We start from the raw sequence: 24,991 nt of genomic DNA, 5'->3' as shown, positions 1-24,991 counted from the left end.
GGGTTTGATCATGGGAAAGATACAATTAACTGTAATAATATGGGAGGAAGAGGGATTATATGTCTCGAAATGCCTTGAAATCGAGGTTGCCAGTTGCGGAAATTCTCCACAGGAAGCCCTTGATACTATTCATGAGGCGATCAATCTTTACATAGAAAATGCGCGGGCTCTTGGCATGATGGAAGGGATCGAATCGGCGCTCCAGGCCCGCCATACATGTACCTCGATGATCGAGGTCGAGACATGACAAAACTCCCACTTCTGCCTTCAGAAGAGATCATCAAAAAATTGAAGAAAGCAGGGTTTATGAACTTAAAAGCGTGCAGGCTGTCATCGAAACCATCTCTATGCACATAATGGCATTTACGGCCATTGGTTATAATGTGCACATCCATAAATGCATTAAAGGCATACATGGAGCTGTGTTAACCCGCACGAGCGAAGCTGGGAGCAATCGGATCAGGCGTATTCCTGTGAATGAGCCAATCTGGAGGAGTCTCCACGATCTGAAAGAAGCTGGCCAGAGTTATGATGAGCTGCTTTCCATGATGATCCGGCTTGAGCGTGACTATCGCGATTGGAAGATGATCATCGGGATCGATCAGGCCGGCAGGTTTGTAGACTTCAACCCCGACGAGATAATGCGAGACAGGTAAGTTCCCCAAACGATTCCATTCCGCTCCTGAATTGTGCGAGGCTTTCGTAGTGGCATTACGTATCATACTTTATTCCATATACGAAAGTACAATGACGAAAGGCAACAAAAGGCATTCATTTTCCAGGCATAATCGTCGATCAGCTCCTGCCTGCCCCGCCGTGCACCCTGTCCCAACAGCAGCCACTCTATTCTGTCTGTACTCCTGTTGCGTATGGAGGACCATCCCCACAGGATCTATCCAGGCTACAACCGCTCCACCATTCGGATCTCCCCCATCTGTAACAGGTCAAGGAGCCGATCAGCAGCCTCCTGTACAACCGGAGAGAGGCCGACGCCCGGTTGGATCGTTGCAGGCTCAATCCCGATGAAGAGGATCTCGGGGATGTCGGGGGAGAGATAGGTGATCAGGTGCGAGAGCGGGAGCATATGGGTGCCGATGCTCGTATCATCGATCTTCTCCGGGGGGATGATCCGGATGCTGCCTGCAGGAAGGCCCATCTCTGCCGCATCAATGATGACCAGGAGTGAGGGGGCGGCACGGCGGATCGGGGCGGTGAAGTTCTCCGGTGCAGTGCCCCCGTTGTAGGCAGGGTGGATGTCTGCGATCGCCTCTGCAATATAACAGCCGGCACCATCATCTGAAAGAAGGGTGTTTCCGACACCAAGGATGAGCATCATTACAGAACCTGTTGGTGCCCAGGACTACAAGAACCTGCGGCAGGAGGGGGTACCTGGACGGTTGTCTGAGGGAGGGGGGCCTTAAAACAGCTCCCTCCGGCTCATTAGTTGCGCGCCGGATGGAGAAGGCGTTATAGAGGAATAAATCTTCATTTTGCGGGTTAATTTAGGAGGAGGATCGAAAGTGTACGGCAGATTCATAAGCTGATCCACAGACGTATCAATTGTCCCGGATGATCGGGAGGGAGGTGAAACGCCTCATGGCATTTGAAGCACCTGGCAAGAAGGAGAAGACTCCGGCACCTGAAAAGAAATCCAAGGATATGAAAGGAGGAAAGAAAGAGAGCAGGAGATAAGATCCTCCCCTCCGTCTTTTATTTGAAAATGCATGGGATTACGCATCATTTTAATCTTGTATCCCTGTGGCCCCTGTTAGCATCATCAAATGTTGTAGTGATCCTTATTCTGTCAAAAGTAACTGTTCCCTGATTCAGTTAATATTTCATAAACAGCATTCAGGCCGCATATCCCCTTTTTTGAAGGATCCAGAGCACAGAGAAGATCGCGATATTCCATTCAAACTGTGAAAATACTGCCACGATATTATTTTTATATTAATCATCGAAAGGTAGTTAATGAAATAATAAGAGGCAGTAATCCGGATTTATGACTGCTGTCATGTAAATCCATAAATGTCGTAACTTTATTATATGGTAGATGTAGTATAATATGCAATGAGAAAATATGTTGTGACTCTCACCAAGGAAGAACGTGATACCCTTGAAGCCCTCTCCTCTAAAGGTAAACATTCATCTCAAGCAGTTCTGAATGCCCTCATCCTTCTTGCATGTGATGAGGGCGAGCATCAGGCACAGCGTTCAACAAATGAAGAAATATCTCGCGTTTTGAATATCAGTATGAGAAAAATCGACCGTGTGAAAAGCAGATTTGTTCTGGAAGGTCTTGATGAGGCACTGACAAAGAAAAAATCAGATAGGATCTATGACAAAAAGACCGACGGTGATTTCGAAGCCAGATTAATTGCCCTGAGTTGCAGTGAACCGCCAGAGGGCTACTCTCGGTGGTCACTTCGATTGCTGGCAGATAAAATGGTTGAACTCGAGTACGTTGACACAATATCTCATGAAGCCGTTCGTCAGGTTTTAAAAAAACGAGCTCAAACCATGGCGAAATCAGGCGTGGGTAATACCTCCTAACCAGAACATTAATTTCGTTGCTCAGATGGAACGGGTTCTGGATGTGCATAAGCGACCCTTCGATCCACAACATCCAGTTGTTTGCATGGATGAATCCCCAAAACAACTCATTCCTGAAACTCGAGACTCAATACCCTGTACACCAGGATATCCCGCAAGACATGATTATGAGTACCGCCGTTGTGGCACATGTAATATTTTCATCGCATGTGAACCTCTTGCCGGGAAACGATTGGTAAAAATAACTCATCGAAAAACCAAGCAGGATTGTGCCGAATTTCTGCGTGATATTGCTGCCCAATATGAAGATGCAGATACAATTACTCTGGTTATGGATAATCTGAATACGCAGGGACCTGGATCACTTTATGAGACCTTCGCTCCCGAACTGGCCAAGAGTCTCTGGAATCAGTTTGAGTTTGTCTATACGCCAAAACATGAAAGTTGGCTAAATATAACAGAAATAGAGCTGAGCGTTCTGACCAGTCAGTGCCTTGACCGTAGGATGGATAGTATTGAGGTTGTCCGGAGAGAGGTTAAAGCGTGGGAAGAATCCCGAAATAACAAAGATAGTCGGATAAACTGGCAATTCACTACTGAGGATGCACGAGTGAAGCTATCTCGCCTTTAAACGACGTTTGAAGTTTGACGTGACACTACGTATTTTTCAAAGGGATGGAGGATGTCAGGAAAAGGTTCTCACCTCAACACATAAAAATGCGATACTTTATATATTTTAATTTATTAATTTAAAAATTAAAAAATTAATTACGGGGGTAACAATATGCCAGGAATATGGGGAGTTATATCAGAGAATTCGTCACGGGATTACCCAAATATTGGGCAGAAGATGCAAAAAATCAAAGAAGTATCGTACTTAATAGATTGCAGTTCCTATGCACACGGTCTCTTCGGCCGGTGTTCTCTTGATAAATTCTCAAATGACAAAACCTTCTCTAATAAGGAAGGGAAGCTTATTTGTGTAGATGGAATTACGTTTAATCTCCAGGATTTACTCCATAAATATAATGCACAGTCCTATGGAGATCTTATTAATCTGATGGAGAAAAAGTATGGTTGGCAATTTGTCAATCGGCTCCGAGGAAATTTCTCGGGCTATATACATAATGAAACGGAGAATACTCTTCTTCTATTTACCGATCATATCGCATCAAAACCGGTGTACTATTCCTTTGATAAAGCATCCGGAACCCTTCTATTTGGATCTGAGATTGCCCCTATTATTTATGGTATGAAAAAAATGGGCTTATCCGTCACCGTTGATCAAGACGGGGCATACAGTCTTCTCTCCCTTGGATATATGCTTGAGGACACCACCCTCTTTCAGGAGATTCACAAGCTCCCACCAGGCAATGTTCTCAATTTTAAAAATGGTACTATCTCTTTAATGGAATATTATCGGATCAAAAGCACTCCATATATCGACGAGGATGATGACACTATTCTGGCAGAGCTTGACTGCAGATTCAGAGAAGCCATTCGAATGGAGTACAGAAAGGACCTGGAATATAATTATCAGCATATTGCAACCCTGAGTGGTGGACTTGATTCACGAACAAATGTAGGATATGCCAAGAAACTTGGTTTTGATTCCATCCTCTGCTTTTGCTTCTCGCAAAGTGATTATGATGATGATCGTATTGCCAAGCGGATATGCTCGGAAAAAGGTTTGGAGTATCTCTTTTTCTCTCTGGATCATGGTAACTATCTTCTTGAGAATATTGATGAGATCATTGGATCAAATAGTGGCCAAATTTTTTACGCGGGATCTGCACATCTGTATAATGTTCTAAAAAAAATATCGTTTAAGAATTATGGGCTTGTCCATACCGGAATCGCAGGGGAGCCCCTAAAAGGAACAAGCCTCTCACATGGCTTCCATGGAGAAATAAATGAAGAATCGCTTAATCATATCACATATTCAAAGACTCTCCTTGGAAAAGTTAACATATCGTATAAAGAAATAAATGAATTAAATGAAAATGATGAAATATTTATGTTTTATCAGAGAGCGATAAACTGTGTATGGAATGGATTTAGAGCAATCGAACAATTTACCGAATACGCATCCCCATTTCTCTATCATGATTTTCTGGATTACGTGATGAGAATCAACCCGAAGAGACGATACGGTGAGAATCTATATTTAAATTGGATAAACCGATATATTCCTGAATTTTCAGAGTACCCATGGGAAAGGTATGGTCTCGCCCCAAAATATCCAAAGCTTATTTTAAATAATTATAGAATGGGAAGGGCGTTAATGAGACGCTTCAATACTGGATGCAATAATAGTATGAATCCGGCTCAATACTGGTGGGATAACAATCCAAAACTTCGAGACGCAATTGTAGCAAGTTATGAGCAGGATATATCGATAATTGATATGTACCCCCCCCTGTCTCAGGATGTTCATACTCTATTTGAAAATGGGACGTTCATTGAGAAAACACAGGTATTGACACTTATTCGTGGTTTGGAGTTATTAGAAGGAAAATAATTTTGACTCTTCTCCATATTTCTGATCGCCAAACTTCCTGATTCCTGAGCAAATGTCAACTGGACATTGTGGTATCATCTTCAAAGCAGATCCCTTTCCACACAAGCGACAGTGGATGAGAAACTGTGGTTGAGACGGGAAAGAGTATGATAAATACTATTTGTGAAAGAGGACATGCGGATGGGGATGTTGAGAAAAGTTTCTAAACCCATAAAAAAACGATACTTTATATATTTTGATTTATTAATTTAAAAATTAAAAAATTAATTACGGGGTAACAGTATGCCAGGAATATGGGGGGTAATATCAGAGAATTCGTCACGGGATAACCCAAATATTGGGCAGAAGATGCAACAAATCAAAGAAGTATCGTACTTAATAGATTGCAGTTCCTATGCACACGGTCTCTTCGGCCGGTGTTCTCTTGATAAATTCTCAAATGACAAAACCTTCTCTAAAAAGGAAGGGAAGCTTATTTGTGTAGATGGAATTACGTTTAATCTCCAGGATTTACTCCATAAATATAATGCACAGTCCTATGGAGATCTTATTAATCTGATGGAGAAAAAGTATGGTTGGCAATTTGTCAATCAGCTTCGAGGAAATTTCTCAGGCTATATACATAATGAAAAGGAGAATACTCTTCTTTTATTTACTGATCATATCGCATCAAAACCGGTGTACTATTCCTTTGATAATGCATCAGGAACCCTTCTATTTGGGTCGGAGATTGCCCCTATTATATATGGAATGAGATATCTCGGCTTACCCCTGACCATTGACCAGGACGGGGCATACAGTCTTCTCTCCCTCGGATACATGCTTGAGAATACAACGCTCTTTCAGGAGATTCACAAACTTCCACCAGGCAATGTTCTCAATTTTAAAAATGGCACTATCTCTTTAATGGAATATTATAGGATCAAAAGTACTCCATATATTGATGAGGATGATGACACTATTCTGGCAGAGCTTGACCGCAGATTCTCAGAAGCCATTCGAATGGAGTACAGAAAGGATCAGGAGTATAATTATCTGCATATTGCAACCCTGAGTGGCGGACTTGATTCACGAACAAATGTAGGATACGCAAAAAAGCTTGGTTTTGATCCCATACTCTGCTTTTGCTTCTCGCAAAGTGATTATGATGATGATCGTATTGCCAAGCAGATATGCTCGGAAAAAGGTTTGGAGTATCTCTTTTTCTCTCTGGATCATGGCAACTATCTTATTGAGAATGTTGATGAGATCATTGCATCAAATAGTGGTCAAATTTTTTACGCAGGGTCAGCACATCTATATAATGTTCTAAAAAAATTATCGTTTCAGAATTATGGGCTTATTCATACAGGAATCTCGGGAGCATATCTCAAAGGGGTACATCTTACAAAGGAAGTCCACCGTGAAATAACAGAAGGGTCATTAAACCATATAGCATATTCTAAAAAACTCCTAAAAAATATAAATTTTTATAAATATGATATACGGGAAAAATATGAGAACGAAGAAATTTTTTCTTTTTACCACAGAGATATTAATTGTATATTTAATGGATTTCGAGCCATCGAACAGTTTACCGAATATGCATCTCCATTCCTTTACATTGACTTCATAGATTATTTGATGAGGATTGACCCGAAGAGACGATACGATGGGAATCTATATTTAAAACTGATAAATAAATATATTCCAGAATTTTCAGAGTATCCATGGGAAAAGTATGGCCTTCCCCCAAAATATCCGATGTTTATTTTAAACAAATATGGACTTGGAAGGGCTTTAATGAGACGTTTAAACACGAGAAGCAATTATAGTATGAATCCTGCTCAATACTGGGGGAGTACCAATCCTAAACTTCGGGAAGGGATGGGCGCGAGTTATGAGCGGGATATATACACAATTAAGATGTACCCCGCTCTTTCTCAGGATGTTCATGTTTTATTTGAAAATGGAACCATTTTTGAAAAAGCACAGGTATTGACACTTATTCGTGCTTTGAAATTGTTAGAAGGAAAATAACTTTTTCAACTCATTCTTTTCACGAGACGCGAACAACTAATATCATAAAATTATTGGATCATCATTATTTTCTCTTGAGAATGAGTCCTATTTCTTTTTTTAACAATGGATCCATATAAATTACAACCACATAATATGTTAACATAATTACTCCAGTTATTAAAAATATAATGAAAATATTGACTATGAAAATTTTTATTATAATTATAGGGGAGGCGATAACAAAAGCAAGTGCCAAATATGTGAAAAGATCCTTTAAAGTTTCAATATAGCATACACCAGATATCGAAAGTGTATAAAAGTTCATAAATCCGATAAATAGCACTCCAGTTATTGAGAACAGTATCAGAGTTACTATTGGATTGAAAAATAAACCCCCTACCAGGAGAATGATAATACGTGATACAAGGATTACCAGATTGAAAGCTAAAGAAACAGTCTGTTTTTCCAGTACAAGTAAAACAGTGGAGAGTGGTGCACTAATAAAAACGAGAAATATCCAAGGTGCGAGAATCTGGGCATATTGTCCCGCTACAGACCATTCAGCCCCAAGCATAAATGCAAAAAGCTCTTCTCCAATAATCATTACAACCAAAAAAGGAAATATACCAATCGAAATCAGTCGTTTATGCATCTGCTCCACAGTGACCTTAAAATTCCCTGATAGGTTCTTAACTTCAGATATTTTCTGGAAGAAGACCTGGGATGCGGCAGTTCCAATAAGACCCATAGGCATGCCAATAACCATGAAAGCAATAGCATAGTGTCCAACTATCGTCGGACCAAAGAATATAGCTAACAAAAGAGGGGCAACCCTGGTGGAGAGGGTATTGGCCAGAGTTGCCCATGTCGTAAAAAGAGGGAATCTCTTATATCTGATAGCCATTTCTTTCATTTCAGAGAGACTGTATTTCAATAGTAACGAAGAGTCTACTAGCATCTGGCGAGCCATTATAAATAGAGCAGCTAAAAGGCCGGCGATATGTCCGGCGATCAATCCAAAAGCAGAAACAGCATTGATTCCGGCACCAATCTGAACTAGTTTGGTTATGAATGAATTAGTCACCTGAGCAGTCGCGACACCGGAAAACTGGGTTCTTCGTATCATCCAATTATTCAAAACTAAAAAAATGCCATTTAATAAAATAACAATAGGTAAAAAAACGAGGTACTGAGAGAGAACAGGAGTTTTTAGCATATTTCCAACGAAATCGGAGAAGAGGATGAATACAACCCCGGTAATAAGTGAGGTTCCAAGGATAAGAACAAAACACAAAGCAATAATATTAACCGAATCTTCATCTTTTTTGGGTAAAACAATTGCCAGTTGATAGGATAGACAGGACATAACTGCAATGATGCTGGATATTGATATAAATAGCTGAAAAACACCATAATCCCCGGGAGAATATAATCTGGTTATTATAGGGATGAGTAAAATACCCAGTATCTGGGCAAGGACACTCCCAGATAAGAGCTTCAATACATTGGTGATGAACCGTGACATATTAATATATTAAAATGTTATAGAATTATTATTATTAATAATTTTTCATATTGATTTTTATGATACAATAAAGCCATCAAAGTAATATAATAGTTCACTAAAAAATCCATCTGAAATAGATCCGGGCTCAATTCCGGCAGCAAATCGATCAGAAGGAATAGACAATCCCGAATAATATCCTTGTGGATGCCAGTATCATCAAAGCAGATCCTGATCATGCACCCATAGATAAACCATCAGTGCCACTCTGATTTAGCCCGCCCATGGTTTCCCTGAAACACCTGTAAGATAATGAACACGTGCCCTTAAAATACCTTAGAATTCATCCTAAATTACAAAATAAACTCATTTAAAGAGCGCAGAGGTTAAATCGGAAAATTGCACACGTATGATCAATTTGGTCATCTAAATTTTGGTAAATAATGTAAATGAAGTCTATGCAAGAGATGAATTCTCTCACCACTTTTAACATCATGTAGTCTGATGAGATCATTGGCAGGTAAAAGCATTTTATGCTTCTTCTTCATCATATAGAAAAATTATTAAATAAATATAATTAAATATAATTAATATAATATATATACAATAATGCGAATTTATAGCTCATATATTCTTTAGAAAATTCTAAATCAAATCACAAATTTTTTTCTCTACAATAATATATAATCAAATATATTTATACGTTAGAATGTAGATAGAGAGTATTGCAGTAAACTCTTACAGGTGATACAGATGGTTCAACCAGCAGGAAAAATCCAACGAAGAAGTGGTGGAGAGAGTCGATCCAGGTTTCGTGACTATTCATCCATATATTTTAAACAATGGGAAGCTACGACCGGAAAATCCCGGACTATATCAATTAACCAAAAAAATCCGAAAAACTCCGACGAAGCGAAATATCCCGTTCAATCCAATGAACAAATAGCCGCTCTAATTCCGGCATTTAATGAATCACTTGTAATCGGAAGCGTTGTGCTTCAGACGCGAAAATATGTTGACCATGTTATAGTCATCAACGATGGATCAACCGATGAGACAGCTGAAATAGCCCGACTTTCTGGTGCTGAGGTGGTTGATATGCCAGAGAATGTCGGTAAGGCTCATGCAATGATGGCGGGATTTAAGCGGGCAAAGATGCTCGGCTACTCGGTGGTTGTGATGTTCGATGGTGATGGGCAGCACAATCCTCATGATATTCCGGCCGTGTCTGCACCAGTGTTATCTGGAGAGGCTGACGTTGTCATCGGATCGCGATTCCTCAATATCGAGGCCAAGATACCGACCTATCGGATTGCAGGCCAGAAGATTCTCAATGGATTTACGAATGCTACCTGCAACTTCAAAACCACTGACTCACAATCGGGTTTCCGTGCACTCAATAAATATGCTCTTGATCACCTCACTTTCAGCTCTGAAGGTTATAATCTTGAATCTGATATGCTGTCACACTTCTCGGATTGCAAATTGAAAATTACTGAAGTTCCTATTCATGTGAGGTATGATGTCCCCCATAAGCATAAGATGAACCCACTGGCTCATGGACTCGGAGTCTTTACCAGACTGGTCGGGATGATTGGATACCGTCGCCCGCTGTTATCATTTGGGGTTCCGGGTTTTGCTTTCTTCACTGTTGGTTTTCTTATGGAGATCTATACATTCTCAACGTTTGTCGGGATTGGGCAATTTAATTACATTTTATTTACCGGGGGCATAGCATTGCTGACACTGGGATTGTTATTACTCGTGTGTGGCCTGATATTGAATTCACTTGTTATCCTCATGAAAGATGGAAATAAGAGAGGAGGTGTCTGAAATGATAGGGATAATTCTTGGAACCCGGCCGGAGATAATTAAGATGTCTCCGGTTATAAGGGAATGTGAGCGGAAGGGCCTTGACTATTTCATCCTTCATACCGGGCAGCATTACTCATATGAAATGGACAGGAACTTCTTTGAAGAACTTGAACTGCCCGAACCACACTTTAATCTGGATGTTGGCTCGGCTAGTCATGCCGATCAGACATGTCGGATAATGACAGGTATTGAGAAGATACTGATCGATGAACAGCCAGATACGGTTCTTGTACAGGGTGATACAAATACTGTGCTTGCAGGTGCACTTGCCGCTTCGAAATTAAACATACGAGTTGGGCACGTGGAGGCGGGACTTCGGAGTTTTGACCGAACAATGCCCGAGGAGATTAACCGGGTTGTTACAGATCATATATCCGACTATCTCTTTGCCCCTACTGAGACGGCACGTCAATACCTTCTGAATGAAGGGATCGAAGAGAGAAAGATATGTTTAACCGGAAATACCATCGTTGATGCAATCCTCCAGAACCAGAAAATATCCCAGACACGGTCAAAAGTTTTAGATGATATAGGAGTGAAACCAAAAGAATTCTTCCTTGCAACCTCGCATCGCCAGGAGAATGTCGATTCCTATGAAAAGCTTCGAAATATAATTAATGCTTTTGAAAATATTCACAATGAATTATCATTTCCAGTCATCTTCCCCATGCATCCACGAACACAGAAGATGATTCAGCAATTCAAAATGTCACTGGAGGGAACCATCGTTATGCCACCTGTTGGCTTCCTCGACTTCCTCCAGCTTGAGTCAAAGGCCCGTCTGGTCCTGACCGACTCAGGGGGCGTTCAGGAGGAGAGTTGTATTCTTGGCGTGCCATGTGTCACCCTGCGTGAGAACACTGAAAGGCCGGAGACCATAAGGGTTGGAGCAAATATGCTCGCAGGTACTGACAGGGACAAAATTCTCTCATCATCTCGTGAGATGATTTCTCGTACAGCTACATGGTCAAATCCATATGGAGATGGGAGGGCAGGGAAGACAATTATTACGTTATGTAACGGCCTTCCACCCCGTAATGCCAATCATTAGGTAGCTGGCCATGAGTATTATTCAAATTTTCAGGATATTCATTAATACCATTTGTACGTAAATCAGAAAGTGGGTACCTTCAAAAAATTTAATTATTTATAAAAATTACAAAAATTAATATATAAAATGGTATAATTATAATATTAAAATTGATGGTGATTTGTTATGGCAACAATATGCGTACTCGGACTTGGATACATCGGATTTCCAACCTCCCTTCTGTTAGCAGCAAACGGCCATATTGTAATTGGTGTAGATATCAATCAAAAAGTTCTCGATAGCCTGAATAGTGGAGTTCCCCATATCATGGAGCCGGGCCTTAACGAACTTTTCGAGGAGGGAAGATCGCGCTTTTCTGCACAGGGAACGGTACCTGAAGCAGATGTCTACCTTATTGCCGTCCCAACCCCCCTTGATACGCATCTTCGAATCTCTGATCTCAGGTATGTCCGATCAGCAGCCACGATGATCTTCCCCCACCTGAAAAAGGGGAATCTGGTGATCCTTGAATCGACAGTACCCCCAAGAGCCAGCGAGCGGGTCATCATCCCCATCCTTGAAAAGAGTGGCCTCAAGGCAGGAGAATTCCTGTACGCACACTGCCCTGAGCGTGCAATTCCCGGGAATACCCTTCATGAGATGATGTACAATGACCGAATAATCGGAGGAGTCACACAAGAGTCGATTATTGCGGCAGAGAAGATCTATTCATCATATGTTCGGGGGAAGATCTACACAACGGATGCCAAAACTGCTGAATTTGTGAAACTTGTTGAGAACACCTTCCGGGATGTGAATATCGCCCTGGCCAACGAACTGGCCCAGATCGCAGAAGATTATGGGATTAATATCTGGGATGTGACCGAGCTTGCAAACAGGCACCCCCGTGTCAATCTTCTCAAGCCAGGTCCGGGTGTCGGGGGTCATTGTATCGCAGTTGACCCCTGGTTCCTTACAGAGAACTCAACGAATACCGGTATGATTCAGCTTTCACGGGACATCAATGAGACAATGCCAAACTATGTCATCCAGCATGTTCGTTCCATCCTAAAGGGTGTCAGGGAGCCTGTTATCACGGTCTTTGGTGTGAGCTATAAAGGGAATATTGATGACTGTCGTGAAACCCCGGCGTTAAAATTCATCCAGCTTGCTCTTAACGAAGGGTACCAGGTGAAGTGTTTTGATCCACTCGTAAAAGAGTTTGCATATGACCTCTCCCCGATGCATGAAGCGCTGGAGGGGAGTGACTGCATCATCCTGATAACAGATCACGATCAGTTTAAGGAGATTGATCCTGCAACGCTTCTGATGAGGAGAAAAAATATCGTTGATACCCGAAATCTTCTCGATCACCAGAGGTGGAGGAGTGCGGGATATTATGTAAAACTGATGGGAGATGGGAGGGAGCAGTTTTTGGATCATAGCTTACTCGAAAGAGTATCCTCTGAAGAACGACCATGACGTGACAGAGAGGAGAAACATGAAGAGAGTCCTAATCATATCGCAACATTTTCCCCCTGAGAAGTCAGGAAACGCATCCCGTATTCGTGATATGGCATTTCATCTACAGAATATGGGAGTGGATGTTACTGTGATGTCCCCCCACCCGACATTTCCCACAGGGTCTTTTCCCAAAACCTGGCGACTGTCGCGAAAGAGAACTGTTGACGGCATTCAATCGATTAACCTCTGGACATGGCAGCCATCATCACATGATCCGGGTTTCCTGAGCAGGATGGCATACTACCTCCTCTTTCCTCTTCATGCTACGCTCTGGATCTCTCTACATCCCCGATCCTATGATGCGATTATCACCTCAGCTCCCCCCCTCTTTACCCATATCACCGGAAAATTTGCAAAGACGATATTTCGGAAACCATGGATAGTTGAGGTCCGCGATCTCTGGATTGATGCCTCCATCAGCCTGGGTTTCCTACGGAGAGGAAGCCTCTATGAGCGATTATCCAGGGGACTGGAACATAATGCCCTGCAATCAGCAGACAGGATCATGGTGACAACAGATGAACTCGGGAGACGTCTCTCTCCCGAACCTTCCATCCAGAAGAAGATTCGATGGCTCCCAAATGGCGTTGATACCAGTTTTTTTAAACCAACCAATGGATCGAAGATCGATCGGTTAATCTATGCTGGAAATATCGGGCATGCACAGGATCTGGAGAATGTGATTCTTTCACTGAAAATAATCCTCCGGAAGAGAGATATCGGTCTTTGTATCGTTGGTGATGGCGATATCAGAAGTCAGCTGATGAAGCTGGTCGAAACGGAGGGGCTGACCGACTATGTCTCGTTCACAGGGCTTGTGGAGAGAGAGATGGTTCCATCGCTCCTCTCTGAGAGCCGGATTGGTCTTGCACCACTTAAAAATCTTGAAACACTTGAGTATGCTGCACCAACAAAAGCCTATGAATACATGGCATGTGGCATTCCATTCCTTGGGTGTGGCAGAGGGGAGATAGAATCAATTGCGCAGGATTCCGGTGCCGGCGTTATTGCAGAAAATACACCCCAAGCCATTGCTGAAGCGATCCTCGGTCTGATCAATGATCCTCAGAAGATGGAGGAGATGGGAAAATCCGGACGTGCATACGTTATGAAGCATTATGACCGCAGGGCAATTGCAGGAAAGCTGAAGATATACCTGGATGAGGTGGCAGATGCCAGTTGATGTGGAGGAGGTCCTTACCGGGCTTCTGGATGAGACAAAAAAACATCTGGTTATTCAGGAGGACCAGGCATACTTTACCGATCCAATCTTTGATATTGTTCGAAACAGGGTGAATGCTGAGATCTGCAAGACACTGATCCGGATGGGAGATCTGGATCATGTCCCTGGATTAATCCGTTATATTACAGACCATCAGAACCCTGATGGTTCTTGGAATGAGATTCATCCTCAATATAACCAGCCATCGGCATTGATCACCTCTTTCATCGGGGAAGCTCTCATTCTGGCATATAATCATGTACGTATGGATGCATCACTAAAGAGAGCACGAGGGTATGTGCTTTCACAGGAGAGAGCCCCGGGACTCTTCCTGAAATCTGCCCAATATACCGCCGATCATCTTAATGTTGATGCATCATGCGGAGCGTTTCTCGCAGCTTATGGCAACCTCTTTTCAGATCAGATATCCCTTGATGCAGCTCATCGGGCTGCAGAGCGGATATGCCAGTACCAGGCTCAGGATGGATCGTACCCTTATACCAGTGACAAGGGCAGTTATCCCCATGCGCTTGATATCCCATGCATTCACTATCAGGGAGTGACGATGTATTATCTGGCAAAGATCAACGCCGTCCTGGGAAAAGATTGGATTAATGACAGCCTGATGAAAGGTGCAGACTGGCTCGCCTCACAACAACGGGATGACGGATCCTTTGACTGGTCTTCAAGCGGTCTTCTGTTTGCCTATTACCTGAGTGGGGCACAGGCGTTCGCATACGCCTCTTTTCTGCATGCAGCAGAGCATGATTCAAAATATCTGAAGAGTGCAGAGGGTTCATTAGAGGAGCTTACAAAGAATATCAATGGGATCATGCTCCGCTGGGAAGGGGGATCATGGGGATCATTATCCCCTCTAACTTCCCTCAGAACATCAAGGATTGGTGACTTTCCGCTGAAGGAACAGGTGTTTCGTATCGGATATGGAATGTACAGGGAGATTGCCAGGAGAAGGTTTTCGTATCAGGTCGATCCGACGGTATTTCATATCCTCTGCTCTCTCCTTGGGATCAAAGCATCAACGATCGAGGCATCAAATAATTACCCGGATCTCTTCATGACATCAGAGGTGCTGGATTGTTTGAGTTATACAATATCACATGGAGGAAATAAATGAAACAGTTGCTCCTGGATCTACAGAATGGTGAAGTGTGTATAGAAGATGTTCCCCTCCCGGTACTGAAGAATGGTGTCATGGTCGAGACTGCATACTCCCTGATAAGTGCAGGGACCGAAGGCGCACTCCTCAGCCTGGCCGGCAAATCACTCCTCGGTAAAGCCCGTGAACGACCGGATCTTGCAAATAAAGTGATTGCAAAGATGAAAACGGATGGGGTGCTTACGGGGTACCAGCAGGCGATGAGCAGGCTTGCCAAGCCTGAGCCCCTCGGCTACAGTTGTGCAGGGATTGTCACTCAGACGAATGTAAGCGATTTTTCAATCGGAGACAGAGTGGCATGTGCCGGGGCAGGATACGCAAATCATGCAGAGATGAACTACATCCCAAAGAACCTCTGTATCAGGGTTCCGGATTCCGTCTCCCTCCGCGACGCCAGCTTCACAACCGTCGGTGCCATTGCGATGCAGGGGGTCAGGAACGCCCGGGTCCAGGTCGGTGACGCCACCGTTGTGATCGGCCTCGGGCTGATTGGATTACTGACCGTTCAGATTCTGAAGGCCGCGGGATGTCGGGTCTTCGCCATCGATGTTGATCAGAAGAAGATTGCGCTGGCAACCGATCTTGGAGCAGATGTTGCCACGAATTATGATAATCTCACCGGGAAGATGGAGGCGTTCTCCCCCTTTGGTGCCGATGCGGTCATCATCACAGCGGCGACGAAGTCAAACGGTCCGGTCGAGCTTGCCGGTGATCTCGTCCGGCAGCAGGGGAGGGTCGTTGCCGTCGGCATGGTCGGGATGGAGCTTCCCCGTGAGAAGTACTATGATAAAGAAGCTGAGTTTGTCGTCTCCAGATCCTATGGTCCCGGGCGATATGATCGGCAGTATGAAGAGAAGGGGATCGACTATCCGATTGCAATCCGCTGGACCGAGAGGCGAAATATGGAGTCGTTCCTTGGGCTTCTTGCAGAAGGAAAGATCACCCTCGATCGCCTGATCACCCATGAGTTCTCAGGTGATGATGCCGTCTCTGCTTATGATCTCATCGAGAAGCGGAGAGAGCCGTTCATCGGTGTTGTCCTCAGATATGATGGAGACAGTGAAAGGAAGTCTGCATCTGTTGTACATATTGCTCAGGGTGCCGAAAAGAAGGCTCCGGCTGAAGGCGTGGTTCGCCTCGGCTGTATCGGGGCGGGCATCCAGGCTCTAAGTGCACTTTTCCCGCATTTCTCCAAATTACCGGTCCAACTCACCGGTCTTGCGACCGCAACCGGCCTGAGCGGAACCTCTGTGGCAAAAAAATATGGATTTGAGTACTGCACAACTGATTATCGTGAAATTTTACAGGATGAGAAGACAGATGCGGTGATCATCTCAACACGAAATGATCTCCATGCAGAGATGGCCATCGAGGCGATGCGTGCAGGAAAGCGGGTCTTTGTTGAGAAGCCCCTTGCCACCACTATGGAAGACCTTGAGAAGGTCGCCAGTGTCTGGAAGGAGTGCGGGGGACAGCTGCAGGTAGGGTTTAACCGGCGGTACTCCCCGCTCACCATGCAGCTGACAGAGTTCTTCAAAGAGCGGAGCTCACCGATGGTTATCCACTACCGGGTGAATGCCGGTCCCATCCCCCCGGATCTCTGGGTCAATGATGCTGAGCAGGGGGGCGGGATGCTCATCTCCGAATGCTGCCACTTCATCGATTATATCCTCTGTCTGTCCGGCGCACGGCCCATAGAGGTGTATGCAAAGTCGGTGCTGCCCGGGGGGTCGATCAACCGGTTCTCCAATCTTCAGATCGTTATCTCGCTGGATGATGGATCAATCGGAACCATCACCTATACCACACTCGGTGACAAAGCGTATTCCAAGGAGCAGGTTGAGGTCTTCTGCGATGGATCGGTTGGCGTCCTGACCGACTTCCGGGAGCTACGGCTGGTGAGGGATGGAAAGGAGAAGAAGACAAAGCGGTGGCTGTCGCAGGATAAAGGGTTCTTTGAGGAGCTGGAGAGGTTTGTCAGTGGAGAGAGAGATGATGTTCTACCGTCATTGTTCTCGACAATGCTTACGTTTAAGGCATGGGAATCGGTGGAGAAGGGTGTGTCGATCCCGGTTGGGCTGAATGAGCCCGGGATGACAGCGATAGAGAGAGAGACAGGTATCTGATAACATGGCTCCCTTGTTAGATACGTTCTATCAATCCAACTCACTCACTCTCAAGATTCTGTCACTATTGCGTTATTATGGTGTCTTCCGGAAGACCTATAGATTTTTAAAAAAATCCCAGTGGTGGAGCAAAGAAGAGCTTGAAGCATATCAATTGGGCCAATTACAAAACCTTCTTCATCATGCATATGAGAATGTTCCTTATTATCGAAGGGTATTTGATGAGCGACAGCTCAAGCCCGAAGACATCCGGAGTCTTGCTGATCTCCAGATGCTCCCCTACCTGACCAAAGATATTGTCCAAAATAACAGAGAGGAGTTAAAAGCCAGAAATTATCCTGAAGAAGCATTTGAATATGTTACAAGCGGTGGAACAACAGGTAATCCCCTCGGTTTTTATTATGAAAAGGGAGTATCCCGTGCAAAAGAATGGGCATTTATGAAGACCCAATGGGACAGGGTGGGATACAGCTTCTTCGACAAATGTGTCATATTGAGAGGGAATATTGTCAAATCAGCAAATGACGGGAAATATTGGGAAAAGTCGTTCTTCGGGCGGTGGTTAATTCTTTCGTCATATCATATGAACAATGATACAATCGCAGATTATGCTCATCAAATACGACTTTTTCGTCCCAAATTTATTCAGGCGTTTCCATCGACCATATTCACTATAGCACAATATATTAAGGATAATAGAATTGAAGAAAAATTCCCTACATTACAAGCCATTCTTTGTGGATCAGAAAAAGTCTATCCCTGGGAGCGTGAACTCATTGAAAGCGTTTTCAAATGCCGGATATATAGCTGGTATGGAATGAGTGAGCAGGTCACCCTTGCCGGGGAGTGTGAAGATAATGCAGAATATCATATATTTTCTGAATATGGTATTGTTGAGTTGATCAGTGATACAGGATCTCAGATTCATCAAACTGAAGAGCAAGGGGAGGTCGTTGCAACCAGTCTGACTAATTACTGCTTTCCTTTTATCCGATATCGCACTAAGGATCACGCGATAATGGCGACAAATGAGAATTGCGAATGTGGGAGACATTATTCTCGCCTTAAGACAGTTGTCGGTCGGGATTACGAATATATCATGACGAGTAAAGGAAAGGTAATTCTTAGCTTTGCAAGTACCCCTTCATCAACATTTGACAATGTTCTGAAGTTTCAATTTATTCAGGAGAAAATTGGAGAGGTTACAATGAATATTGTAAAAAAATCAACCTATACTGATAGAGACTCAGATACTATCCTGCAAACGCTACAGCGAAAGATGGGGAATGATGTACATATCGATATCCAGTTTGTTGTGGATATCCCAAAAACAAAAAATGGAAAATATCAATTTTTTATTCAGAATATCCCCCTTGAGGAAAAATCAGATGGTGTGAAGTCCTGATGAGCTCCATAACCCTAACAGCTGTTGGTGATATCTTGCTGAAAACCAATGATAACTCGGACCCATTCTATATGGTTCGAGAATCACTCTCAGAGGGAAATATAGTATTTGGAAACCTGGAAACGGTTCTATCTCAAAGCCCTGTGCGAGCGAAAAAGGCACATGTGTTATATGAGGATCCAGAGAAGGTACGCTATCTCAAAGATCCAGGCTTTGATGTCGTCAATGTTGCCAATAATCAGATTCTCGATCTCTGGGTAGAGGGATTTCATGATATACTGAATGTCCTTGAACAGAATCTGATATCCTATGTCGGTGGTGGTCATTCAAAAAATGAAAACCGACCGGTGATCATCGAACGGAATAATATCAAACTGGGTTTTCCTGGATATATTTCCGGGCGATGGAGAGTGCCCAAGGAGATAGCAATCAACAAGATACAGGAAAGAGAGGTTCTTAGAGATATTGCTCAGCCGAAGAAGTCCTGTGACCATGTTATTGTATCGCTGCACTGGGGAATTGAACATGTCCTTTATCCATCGCCGGATCAGATCGATCTTGGCCACAGACTTATTGATGAGGGAGCATCTGTTATTCTTGGGCACCATCCAGATGCACTGCAGGGGATTGAAGAGTATCACGGGGATCTGATTGCATATTCATTGGGGAATTTTCCGTTTGAACACAAACCTCCTTTTGGGAAACCGGATCAGAGTATGAGTCAGTCAGTAAATATTGAAATAAAAAGGGTGTGTGAATATTCGATGATAGCATGTACAATTAATGAAAATTTTGCTTCGCAGGTTGCATATGAAAGAGAAGAGGAAGATATTAGGAAGGATATCTTACAAATCTCAGATTCCACCACCAATGGGTTGGAAAATCCCACTTGGTGGTATAAAGAGATTGTTGACCTTTACTTAACTGGTAATATGAAAAAATATGAAAAAAGAATTGGCAATGAGACTCTTAAACCTCTGGTCGAATGTATTGTATGGCTTATGACATCATTTTGTATCAAATGTTATCAGGGTTTTTTGAGAAGAAGAACAGATGAACTTAACATGGAGTGAGATATTATGAAAATTCTTCAGGTTACACCATTTTTCAAACCTATGTGGGAATCGGGTGGGGTTACTCGGGTGGCGTATGAAATATCAAAACAACTTTCAGATATGGGGAATGATATTACTGTATATACAACCAATCGTTCAAAAATCGCTAATAATTTGATAACTAATGTCCCAGTTGAGATGGAGGGTTTTAAAGTCTACTATTTTGAAAATTTAAGAAGATATTTTCCGTGGAAACCATTACCAATACTACCATATTATTTACCATTTATTGCGAAAAAAGAAATAAAAAATTTTGATTGTATACATATTCACGATCATAGATCTCTTCTCGCAGTTATTGTATATTATTATGCAAGGAAATATAATATACCTTATGTCGTACAAGCACATGGATCCTTGCCATATCTGGTAGGAAAAGGTCGTCAAAAAAAGGTATTTGATTATATAATAGGAAAAAGAATACTCAAATATGCAAATAAAACAATCGCCTTGAATATTACTGAAAAAAATGGTTATATAGCTCTAGGAGTACATCAAAATAAAGTTGAAATAGTGCCAAATGGTATAAATATTTCAGACTATAATCACCTCCCGAACCCAGGAACCTTTAAACAACTTTACGGCATGTCATTAGATGATAGAATTATATTATATGTAGGAAGACCGGATCCGACAAAAGGTGTTGATCTGCTCATTCGTTCCTTTGCAGACATTCACACTCAGGATAAAAAGGTAAAACTTGTCATAGTTGGAGTAAAAGGAACGAATTTATCATTCGAAAAGCTTGTAAAATCATTAAAACTTGAAGAGATGGTGATATTTACAGGTTTTGTCTCAAAAGAAGATAAAATGGCCGCCTATGTTGATGCTGATGTCTTTGTGACCCCAAGTTTCACTGGTTTTCCCATGACATTTCTTGAAGCATGCCTCTGTGGTACACCCATCGTGACAACAGACAAAGGGGACTTTTTAGATTGGATTAATGATGAAGTTGGTTTTGTCGTTACGTACGAAAAGGAAGAACTGAAGGAAGCCATTCTTAAAATTATTCAGGATGGGTCATTGAGAATGCGGTTTTCAGAGAGGGGTAAGGAACTTGTACAAACAAGATATAACTGGACTTCTATTGTGCAAGATATTGAGAAAATTTATGATGATATACAGAAATGAAAGAAAATATAAGAAGAAGTGAAAATGTTATGGTATACAATAACACATCAACTCTTTTTCCCTCATAGGGAAGATTTTCTTTTCTCAGGGTATTCTTAAATCAATGTTGGTCTTAAAAATAATAATTCTTGTCATTGTTGGTCCGGATGGAGGCAGCCAGCAGGAATTGCTGGAGACGGCAGTAAAGCTTGGTATTTCAGATAATGTGATCTTCACCGGTCCTCTCTACGGCCAGAAGAAGGTGTCTGCATATCGACGCATACCTGTATGTACTCCCATATGTATATGAATCATTTCCGATGACGGTTCTTGAGGCATGGGCTTTTCATACCCCGGTCATTATTTCAGAATCATGCGCGTTATCTGCCACGATTGACAAAAAAGAGGCAGGGATTGTTTTCAGTCGGGATCCTATCGACTCAGTCGTACGATGCAGTTTCTTCTTATGGATGACGGATTGAGGGAAAGAATTCATGCTAATGGCCGGGCACTTGTTGAAGGCGAGTATGCTATCGAGAGGGTTGTTGAAAAGATAGAAGGAGTGTATTCTGTAATGACCAGGAAGAATTATAAAAAATTTTAATCATATCTTCAAGAATAAAATGGCAGCAGTCAGCTAACCTAAAGAGTATTCTATATACCTTAGTATTTTGATAATGAATAAACACGTTCATCGTTATCATTGTACTAATTTTTAGTGAGTTGTTTTATTATGCAGATACCAATTGCCCGCCCATCAATAGGCAGAGAAGAGGCGGATGCTGTCACCTCCGTCCTCGCCTCCGGCATCATCGCCGAAGGCCCTGTCACGAAATCATTTGAAAAAGAGTTTGCTAAATACTGCGGGGCAGCGTATGCCGTTGCCGTGAACAACGGAACCGCCGCCCTTCATGCGGCTCTTCTTGCGGCAGGGGTGGGTTCCGGCGATGAGGTGATTGTCCCTGCATTTACTTTCTTTGCCACTGCATCCTCTGTCTCAATGACAGGGGCACAACCGGTCTTTGCTGATGTTCTGCAAAATACCTGTTGTATCGATCCCGCGTCGGTTCCTGAGCTGATAACTCCTGCTACGAAAGCGGTGATCGGGGTACACCTTTATGGCCAGCCCTGCGATGCGTTTGTGCTGAGAGAGATCTGCTCGGATCAGGGACTTGTCTTCATCGAGGATGCTGCCCAGGCCCATGGGGCGATGATCAACGGAGAGAAGGTCGGCTCAATCGGGGATCTCGCCTGCTTCTCCTTCTATGCAACCAAGAATCTTGCAACCGGCGAAGGGGGAATGGTGACGACCGGGTCGGGTGCGTTCCATGACCGGCTCCGGCGGATCATCAATCATGGGCAGTCCGAGAAGTACATACATACGGAGATCGGGTACAACTACCGGATGACCGATATCGCTGCTGCCATCGGGCGGGTGCAGTTATCAAAACTGGATGGATTCATCCGGGCACGGCAGGAGAACGCAGCATACTTTAACGAGCATATCAGGGTTCCCGGGATTCTGACGCCCGGGATCGCTCCAGGCTGCACCCCTGTCTGGCACCAGTATGCGATCAGGGTGGCAGATGATGCCCCGCTCTCTCGCGAGGCCCTGATGGCGTACCTGAAGGAGAAGGGGATCGGATCAGCAATCCACTACCCGGTCCCGCTCCACAGGCAGCCGGTCTATGAGGCGGGAGCGACATTGCCGGTCGCTGAGGAGCTGGCCGCAACAGTACTCTCTCTTCCGGTACACCCGGGTGTCGGAGAAGCTGAACGAAAGTATATTGTCGATTGTTTAAATGAGGTTGTACCATGATGGATGCTGGCGTCATCGGAACCGGAATCATGGGCCGAAACCATGCCCGTGTCTATAGTGAGTTGAAGGAGGTCGGAGACACCTATGTCTTTGATCTGAACAAGGAGAGTGCAGAGGAGGTCGCTGCCTGGACGGGGGCAACCGTCTGCTCGACGATGGACGAGCTTCTCAGGAATGTGGATCTCGTCTCCCTGGCTGTACCGACACGGTTTCACTTTGATACCGCAAAACAGATCATCGAATCCGGGGTCCATACTCTCATCGAAAAGCCTCTCTGCCTGACCGCAACGGAAGGAGAAGCACTGATCCGGGAGATACCCGATGGTATCACCGTTGGAGTCGGGCATATCGAGCGATTCAACCCGATCGTTTCTGAGATACAGAAGATCGTGAGCGATCCAAAGTATATTGCGTTTCACCGGCACAACCCCGCATCCGGCCGGATCACCGATGCCTCCATCGTCGAGGATCTGATGATCCATGACATCGACATCCTCTTCAACGCCCTCTATCCTGATCATGACTATACCTTCAATGCCCGTGGAAACGGTGATATTGCCCTCGTATTAGGATCATTTGATCACGTCGCATTCTACCTCTCCGCCTCCCGGAAATCTGCAAAGAAGATCCGGTCGATCTACATAGAAGAAGCGGAGAGGACGATCGAAGGCGACTTCATGACCCAGGAGATCTTCGTGTACCGCAAGCCCGAGACCTATGATCAGACCAATAACCTGTACCGGCAGGATAATATCATCGAGAAGGTCCTGGTCAATAAGGTTGAGCCCTTAAAGACCGAACTCCAGGCATTTGTCCGGGCTGCCCGTGACAGAAAGCCCTTCCTGGTCACTCCTGAAGAGGCAGTCTTAAACCTCCGAATCTGTGACGAGGTTAAGCGGGAGATGTCGACGTGAAGATCGTCTCCATCATCGGTGCCCGGCCCCAGTTCATCAAATGCGCACCGGTCTCGCGGGCACTCAGAACGGATCACCAGGAGATCCTGGTACATACAGGCCAGCATTATGATGAGAATATGTCGGGTATCTTCTTTGAGGAACTATCCATTCCGACACCAGACTACCATCTCGGGATCGGATCCGGCTCTCACGGAGCACAGACCGGCCGGATGCTTCTTGCGATTGAAGAGGTGCTGCTCAAGGAGGAACCTGATATGGTCCTCGTCTATGGCGACACCAACTCCACACTCGCCGGTTCACTGGCGGCAGCCAAACTGCATATCCCGGTAGCGCATATCGAGGCCGGCCTCCGGAGTTATGATCGCAGCATGCCTGAAGAGATGAACCGGATCGTAACGGACCATACGTCTGATCTCCTCTTTGTTCCGACTGAGAACGGGGTCGCAAACCTTGCGCGTGAGGGTATTGAGAAGGGTGTGTATCATGTCGGAGATGTGATGGTCGATGCCCTCCTCTTCAACCGGGAGCTTGCAGGGAGATCGGATATTCTTGAGCGGCTTGGTCTCGATGCTGGTACATATTACCTCGCCACCGTCCACCGTGCCAGCAACACCGATGACGAGCAGAACCTCAGATCTATCATGGCCGCATTTGCCGCTCTTGACCGGCCGGTGCTCTTTCCGGCACACCCGAGGACGCGTAAGTTCCTTGAGCAGTATGGAATCCTTGCTGAAGGGAATGTCCGGCTGATCGAGCCGCTCCCCTATCTTGATATGCTCCGGCTGCTCGCCCAGGCTACCGCTGTCCTCACCGACTCAGGCGGTGTCCAGAAGGAGGCATATATCCTGCAGGTCCCCTGTATCACCCTTCGGGAGAATACAGAATGGGTCGAGACGGTGGAGGATGGCTGGAACGTGCTTGCAGGTGCGGATACCGGCCGTATCATTGCAGCAGTCAGTCAGATGACCGGAGGTGGCGGCCGCTCCGGGAGCCATTCCGCACACTATGGCGACGGCACCGCCGCTGACAAGATCAGACGGATTATCAGTGCATTTGACAAAGAATAAGAGAGATACTACTATCAAGAAATCA

The 24,991-nt window shown here is 44.2% G+C and carries 22 protein-coding genes; 20 read left to right on the top strand and 2 right to left on the bottom strand.

Features of this window, described 5'->3' with window-relative positions; genetic code table 11:
- Nucleotides 1–10 precede the first annotated feature (10 nt).
- Nucleotides 11–247, top strand: a complete 237-nt coding sequence (locus tag RJ53_RS01705; RefSeq protein ID WP_211529884.1) for a type II toxin-antitoxin system HicB family antitoxin — start codon at nt 11–13, stop codon at nt 245–247.
- Nucleotides 248–422: 175 nt separating this feature from the next.
- Entirely contained in the window at nt 423–656 is a 234-nt protein-coding gene (locus tag RJ53_RS01700) for a hypothetical protein (protein ID WP_211529883.1), read from the top strand.
- A 245-nt stretch (nt 657–901) separates the two neighbouring features.
- Here RJ53_RS01700 and RJ53_RS01695 read toward each other — a convergent pair whose 3' ends face one another.
- The gene (locus RJ53_RS01695) at nt 902–1,336 is read right to left on the bottom strand and encodes a hydrogenase 3 maturation endopeptidase HyCI (RefSeq protein ID WP_211529882.1); all 435 of its coding nucleotides are present in this window, start codon (nt 1,334–1,336) and stop codon (nt 902–904) included.
- A 224-nt stretch (nt 1,337–1,560) separates the two neighbouring features.
- Here RJ53_RS01695 and RJ53_RS11750 point away from each other — a divergent pair, with 224 nt between their 5' ends.
- From RJ53_RS11750 to RJ53_RS01680, 4 genes are all read left to right on the top strand, one after another.
- Nucleotides 1,561–1,692 (top strand): hypothetical protein, encoded by a 132-nt coding sequence (locus tag RJ53_RS11750; RefSeq protein WP_281412416.1) that lies wholly within the window; start codon nt 1,561–1,563, stop codon nt 1,690–1,692.
- Nucleotides 1,693–2,070: 378 nt separating this feature from the next.
- Nucleotides 2,071–3,184, top strand: a protein-coding gene (locus RJ53_RS01690; protein ID WP_246495937.1) for an IS630 family transposase whose coding sequence is annotated in 2 segments (ribosomal slippage) — nt 2,071–2,504 and nt 2,503–3,184 — 1,116 coding nt in all. Because the reading frame shifts where the segments join, the coding sequence is not laid out codon by codon here.
- 153 nt (nt 3,185–3,337) lie between these two features.
- The gene (locus RJ53_RS01685) at nt 3,338–5,074 is read left to right on the top strand and encodes an asparagine synthetase B family protein (protein ID WP_211529881.1); all 1,737 of its coding nucleotides are present in this window, start codon (nt 3,338–3,340) and stop codon (nt 5,072–5,074) included.
- 282 nt (nt 5,075–5,356) lie between these two features.
- Complete coding sequence (locus RJ53_RS01680) at nt 5,357–7,093, top strand: hypothetical protein (RefSeq protein WP_211529880.1); 1,737 nt, start codon at nt 5,357–5,359, stop codon at nt 7,091–7,093.
- A 64-nt stretch (nt 7,094–7,157) separates the two neighbouring features.
- Here the strand turns inward: RJ53_RS01680 and RJ53_RS01675 are convergent, their stop codons facing one another.
- Nucleotides 7,158–8,600, bottom strand: a complete 1,443-nt coding sequence (locus RJ53_RS01675; protein WP_211529879.1) for an oligosaccharide flippase family protein — start codon at nt 8,598–8,600, stop codon at nt 7,158–7,160.
- Between the two features lie 732 nt (nt 8,601–9,332).
- On the opposite strand from RJ53_RS01675, the gene RJ53_RS01670 reads away from it, so the two are divergent.
- From RJ53_RS01670 to wecB (RJ53_RS01605), 14 genes are all read left to right on the top strand, one after another.
- Complete coding sequence (locus RJ53_RS01670) at nt 9,333–10,412, top strand: glycosyltransferase family 2 protein (protein WP_211529878.1); 1,080 nt, start codon at nt 9,333–9,335, stop codon at nt 10,410–10,412.
- Between the two features lies 1 nt (nt 10,413).
- The gene (gene wecB, locus RJ53_RS01665) at nt 10,414–11,505 is read left to right on the top strand and encodes a non-hydrolyzing UDP-N-acetylglucosamine 2-epimerase (protein WP_211530086.1); all 1,092 of its coding nucleotides are present in this window, start codon (nt 10,414–10,416) and stop codon (nt 11,503–11,505) included.
- Between the two features lie 165 nt (nt 11,506–11,670).
- Nucleotides 11,671–12,966: a nucleotide sugar dehydrogenase gene (locus RJ53_RS01660; RefSeq protein WP_211529877.1), complete on the top strand. Its 1,296-nt coding sequence runs from the start codon at nt 11,671–11,673 to the stop codon at nt 12,964–12,966.
- Between the two features lie 19 nt (nt 12,967–12,985).
- Nucleotides 12,986–14,191, top strand: a complete 1,206-nt coding sequence (locus RJ53_RS01655; protein ID WP_211529876.1) for a glycosyltransferase family 4 protein — start codon at nt 12,986–12,988, stop codon at nt 14,189–14,191.
- Complete coding sequence (locus RJ53_RS01650; RefSeq protein ID WP_211529875.1) at nt 14,181–15,365, top strand: prenyltransferase/squalene oxidase repeat-containing protein; 1,185 nt, start codon at nt 14,181–14,183, stop codon at nt 15,363–15,365. The genes RJ53_RS01655 and RJ53_RS01650 overlap by 11 nt, the downstream gene beginning before the upstream one ends.
- Entirely contained in the window at nt 15,362–17,533 is a 2,172-nt protein-coding gene (locus tag RJ53_RS01645) for a bi-domain-containing oxidoreductase (protein WP_211529874.1), read from the top strand. Before RJ53_RS01650 ends, RJ53_RS01645 begins: the two co-directional genes overlap by 4 nt.
- Before the next feature lie 4 nt (nt 17,534–17,537).
- Nucleotides 17,538–18,938: a phenylacetate--CoA ligase family protein gene (locus RJ53_RS01640; protein ID WP_211529873.1), complete on the top strand. Its 1,401-nt coding sequence runs from the start codon at nt 17,538–17,540 to the stop codon at nt 18,936–18,938.
- Nucleotides 18,938–20,011 carry a CapA family protein gene (locus RJ53_RS01635; RefSeq protein WP_211529872.1) on the top strand — a complete coding sequence of 358 codons (1,074 nt, stop codon included), beginning with the start codon at nt 18,938–18,940 and terminating at the stop codon, nt 20,009–20,011. The genes RJ53_RS01640 and RJ53_RS01635 overlap by 1 nt, the downstream gene beginning before the upstream one ends.
- Nucleotides 20,012–20,017: 6 nt before the next feature.
- Nucleotides 20,018–21,184, top strand: a complete 1,167-nt coding sequence (locus tag RJ53_RS01630; protein WP_211529871.1) for a glycosyltransferase family 4 protein — start codon at nt 20,018–20,020, stop codon at nt 21,182–21,184.
- Nucleotides 21,185–21,429: 245 nt separating this feature from the next.
- Nucleotides 21,430–21,645: a glycosyltransferase gene (locus RJ53_RS11895; protein WP_211530085.1), complete on the top strand. Its 216-nt coding sequence runs from the start codon at nt 21,430–21,432 to the stop codon at nt 21,643–21,645.
- Nucleotides 21,615–21,767: a glycosyltransferase gene (locus RJ53_RS01620; protein ID WP_211529870.1), complete on the top strand. Its 153-nt coding sequence runs from the start codon at nt 21,615–21,617 to the stop codon at nt 21,765–21,767. The genes RJ53_RS11895 and RJ53_RS01620 overlap by 31 nt, the downstream gene beginning before the upstream one ends.
- 129 nt (nt 21,768–21,896) lie before the next feature.
- A complete protein-coding gene (locus tag RJ53_RS01615; protein ID WP_211529869.1) occupies nt 21,897–22,982 on the top strand; it encodes a DegT/DnrJ/EryC1/StrS family aminotransferase in 1,086 nt (361 codons plus the stop codon).
- Nucleotides 22,979–23,896 carry a Gfo/Idh/MocA family oxidoreductase gene (locus tag RJ53_RS01610; RefSeq protein WP_343221805.1) on the top strand — a complete coding sequence of 306 codons (918 nt, stop codon included), beginning with the start codon at nt 22,979–22,981 and terminating at the stop codon, nt 23,894–23,896. Before RJ53_RS01615 ends, RJ53_RS01610 begins: the two co-directional genes overlap by 4 nt.
- Nucleotides 23,893–24,966: a non-hydrolyzing UDP-N-acetylglucosamine 2-epimerase gene (gene wecB, locus RJ53_RS01605; RefSeq protein WP_211529868.1), complete on the top strand. Its 1,074-nt coding sequence runs from the start codon at nt 23,893–23,895 to the stop codon at nt 24,964–24,966. Before RJ53_RS01610 ends, wecB (RJ53_RS01605) begins: the two co-directional genes overlap by 4 nt.
- Nucleotides 24,967–24,991: the final 25 nt, after the last annotated feature.

The sequence above is a fragment of the Methanocalculus chunghsingensis genome (assembly GCF_018132105.1).
Classification (GTDB): Archaea; Halobacteriota; Methanomicrobia; order Methanomicrobiales; family Methanocorpusculaceae; genus Methanocalculus; species Methanocalculus chunghsingensis.
The sequence above is the reverse complement of the archived record's forward strand: the minus strand, read 5'-3'. Positions and strand labels throughout refer to the sequence as shown.